The sequence below is a fragment of the Pseudomonas sp. MF06569 genome (assembly GCF_059862735.1).
In genome coordinates this window covers 1-3789 of sequence record NZ_JCBCUZ010000061.1, presented here as the reverse complement: position 1 = coordinate 3789, position 3789 = coordinate 1, and the positions used below count along the sequence as shown (strand labels likewise).

The following is a 3789-nucleotide window of genomic DNA, read 5'->3' as shown; positions in this document are numbered from 1 at the left end:
CGGTGCGCTCGTCGGTGATTTTCTGGCCAGTGCGATACGCAGCAGCGGCAGTGGCCGAACGGCCACCGCTTCTGCTGATGCTCTGAACACTGGCCGACCCAATCGCCACGCCGCTTTGCTCCTGATCTTGCTTTTGATTTGCCCCGTAGGGGCCGCACGCAATCGTAGATTGCTAAAGTGCGCCCTTGCTTTGCTTCGGGGGGGTATGTGTCAGCCGATACTCTACTGTAAACCCACAGAATTCACATCACCTGGATCAACCACACTAGCACGGTATATCCTCATTTTTTCATCACGCTGGGACGGACTGAATGGCTAACGATTTGGAAGAACTCAAACGTAAACGGGCTCAACTCAACGCCCGTATTCAGCAATCTGAGGCCCGTATCAAAGCAAACACCAAGCAGGAGGATGACCGGGTCAAGGTGCTGCACGGTGCAGCCTCCGCCGAGCACTTCAAGCGGAACGGATCACTCCCTGGTGGTGGGCTTAATGATCTGCTGTCACTGATGGATGGTTTCCTAACTCGACAGGCTGAGCGATTGGCGGTGCTGGGGAAGGATGGTCGGGGTTCAGAGGCATTCAGGCGTGTATTCGGCATTCAGGGCGCTGTCGCGCAGGAGGGGGAACCCGCCCCTAAGAATTGATTACCAAGCAAGCGAAGCGCGCAGGGCGAAGCCTGCGCCGCGAAGGAGCGAAACGCCCTTGCACTGCCTCCTGTCATGCACGCAGCTAGGAGGGCGTGCAGGGACTGGAGGGGCGCCGGTTTTGGATCTGATCACTGTTTTTGCTTCAGCGCCTATTTTTCCTTTTCCCTTTTAACCCTTTTCGGTCGTCTACAGGCCACGAATTACGTGCCCTGTAGCGTTTAAAAAGGGAGGGATTTGTTGCCATTAAGGGAGGGATTTGTTGTTGGGCATTCCGTGCGGCTTTGCAGTCGCATATGGAGAAAAACAGGGCTGTGGGTAACTCGAATTTGGGCTTTTAATGCTTTTAAAAAGCTTTTAAAAGCTTTTAGGCGGTCTACAGGCCACGTAATCCGTGGGGTTCAGCCCTCATAAAACTACAGATTTAGGGTCATGTAGCACCAGATTTAGGCTCATGTCACTACAGATTTAGGGTCATGTCACTACAGATTTAGGGTATTAAACTACTCTTATATTTAAGTAGTTGTATTAGCTTGGCTTGCGGAGTAGCTTGGTCGCCTCCTCAAGTTTTGCGGGTGCCATATGACGGCGTCGAAACAGACCATCGTTGTGAAGTCGAACAAGTTGGTCGAGGCCAGCTACCGCCTTGATTTGATCGAGCAGCGCGTCATCCTGTACGCCATCGTCGAAGCTCGCGAAACCCAGAAGGGGCTAACAGATGGTTTCGTCACGATAGAGGCGAAGCGGTTTGCCAGCATGTTTGGGATGGAAGGAGGGGCGGTCTACGATCAGCTTAAGGAGGCAATGAAAACGCTCTTTAACCGTTTTATCGTGGCCCGCGATATTCACCCGGAAAGCGGCAAGGAGCGGGTCAGCATGATCCGCTGGATCTCGACAGCCAGCTACATTGACGGTGCAGGTGCCGTTCAGTTGCGCTTTGCCACCGACATGCTGCCGTACATCACCCGACTAGAAACCGAGTTCACCAGCTACCGCCTAGAGAAAATCGGCCGCATGACCAGCGTCCACGCGGTGCGCATGTATGAACTACTGGTGCAGTACCTAGGTATCGGCAAACGTGAAATTGAAATCGTATGGCTCAAGGAAACTCTCGGCATCGCTGACGAATATCCGCGCATGGACAACTTTAAAAGGCGCGTCCTTGAACCCGCGCTGGCCCAAATCAACGAGCACAGCGACATCCGGGTGAGCTACACGCAACGCAAGACCGGGCGCACCGTCAGCCATCTGATTTTTGCCATCAAACCAGAGCCGAAGTCCGACCAGGTGAAGCGCAAGAAGAGCCACAAGCTGACGGATGCCGAAATCGAGGAACAGGGACTAGCTCTCCCTGGTGAATCATGGGAAGCGGCCCGCGCTCGACTAAACCAGATGCCGTTGGATCTGGCGTAAGTATAAGAGGCTGGCTACAGGCCCCGTATTCCGTGGCCTGTAGCGCTTTATAGTCGATTATAGAGCGATTATAGAATGGGGCGCTTACCTCATGCGCGGCATGCTGCGCGGCTTATCCTCTGGTCCTGATTCTGGTTCTGAGCGCGCCTGTATGCGCTCCTCAGGGCGCGACATGGCGTGTTGCTCGCAGCTGCCCTCAACCATGTCACGCAAAGCGCAGGCATCGCCCTGCAGGCGCTTAAGGGCGTCCAGCTCGGGCCACTGATTCGAATACATCCCCCGCAATTGCCGGATCTGTTTCTCTTGCTCTTGGATCGCGATGAGCGCTTCGACCAGCTCGGGCTGCGCCCGGTGCTGGCTTTTCTCGATCAGACGGCGGGCATCACTCAATGTGCTTTGCGTCGCCACCAGCACCTCCAGTTTGCGCGCTTGGGCGCAGTCGGCCTCTAGCCGCTGGGCCTGCTCCAACAAACGCTCGACGTCGCGGTAAGCCTCCACCAGGTCAGACCCAGCCGGGGAGAGTTCCAGCCGTTTGACCAGTTCCATCCTCGCGCCACGCACATGGTCGCGGCGCTCCGCGTCCATGGAGCGCTCCAGTCCCTTGACCACCCGCATTCTGTCCTCGATGTCCTGCCGCAACTTGTCGTCGCCGTAATGCAACAGCAGCTCGTCTTCGATACGGCGCGGCTGCTTGGCCAACGTCGGCAATTGCGCCTCGATGCGCTCCAGCTCGACGCTCAGTTCGCGGCGGTCGGCCTGCCACTGTCGGGCCTGCACCAGTTCCTGCGACGTGTTGAACCGATCGACCGCCTTATCGGCCACCCGATCCACCTCAAGCGTGCGGCCAAACGTGTCAGCCACCCATGCCCTGGTCGGATGCTTCTCCCGCCATTGCTGCGCCTGTGCCTTGGCCTGCTCGGCCTGGCCCTTCAGCCGCTGGGCCTCCGCCACTACGGGCGGGGGCTCAGCGTTCAGCCGTCCGCGCAAAACCCCAGCAGTGGTTTTGGCGTGATGGATCGCATTCTTGGCCTCGCTGAGTTGGCGACGCAGTTCGGCCACGCGACGGCCTTGTTCCTGGCGTTCTTGCTCTTGCTGCCGCGCAGCCGCAGCAGCGGCCTGCAACGGGGCGAAATGTTCGAAGTGGTAAATCTGCGCATCGAGCTGGGCCAGCTCTTGGCGCTCTCCGCGTAATTGATTCTCCTGGGCGAGAATGGACAGGGAAGGTTCGGCCCGTCGCTTGGCTGCCCGCTTGGCCGCCGTGAGGTCTGGCCCTTCATGCAGGGTCGGCAACCGCAGGGTCTCCATGAATCGCATCAGAGCGTCCGCATGCTGATCCAGCGGCAGCGGCCCTATGTCGAATTCAGCGATAGCCGCAGCGGCTTGGTCGGCCAGACTGCGCATGTCGATGCGCTCATCGAGCCCGGCACGTTCCAGCGCCTGATTGGTGGACTCTTCTACCATGCCCCTGATCCACAGCATCTCTGCCGAACTACGCGGCTTTACGTCCAGCTCGCGAGTTTTCTCGGTGAGCTGCCCGCTGGCATCCATCCGCCGGGTGGTGAACATCAGGTGCACATGGTGGTTGCGCTGATCCCCTTCCGCTCCAGGACGGTGGATCGCGGCCTCGGCTGCTACGCCGTAGCGCTCGACCATCGCCCCGGCGATGGCGTCCACCAGTTCCCGTCGCTGCACCTCGGTCAACTCATGCGGCAATGCCACCAACAGCTCG

General features: G+C 58.3%; 3 protein-coding genes. 2 read left to right on the top strand and 1 reads right to left on the bottom strand.

All coding sequences use genetic code 11. The annotated features are described in order from the left end of the window. The first annotated feature begins 311 nt into the window (after positions 1 to 311). Together AC19YQ_RS24740 and repM are read left to right on the top strand one after the other, a co-directional pair. Positions 312 to 647, top strand: coding sequence for a hypothetical protein (locus tag AC19YQ_RS24740; RefSeq protein ID WP_500596168.1), 336 nt, complete (start codon positions 312 to 314; stop codon positions 645 to 647). 582 nt (positions 648 to 1229) lie between these two features. Continuing rightward, a complete protein-coding gene (repM, locus tag AC19YQ_RS24735) occupies positions 1230 to 2060 on the top strand; it encodes a replication initiation protein RepM (RefSeq protein WP_500596167.1) in 831 nt (276 codons plus the stop codon). An 84-nt stretch (positions 2061 to 2144) separates the two neighbouring features. Here the strand turns inward: repM and AC19YQ_RS24730 are convergent. Next, the coding region (locus tag AC19YQ_RS24730) for a MobA/MobL family protein (protein ID WP_500596166.1) at positions 2145 to 3789 on the bottom strand (1645 nt) is incomplete at its 5' end.

Bases quoted from the DNA above. Each gene is read 5' to 3' on its own strand.
- AC19YQ_RS24740 (WP_500596168.1), top strand. From the start codon at position 312: ATGGCTAACGATTTGGAAGAACTCAAACGTAAACGGGCTCAACTCAAC.
- repM (WP_500596167.1), top strand. From the start codon at position 1,230: ATGACGGCGTCGAAACAGACCATCGTTGTGAAGTCGAACAAGTTGGTC.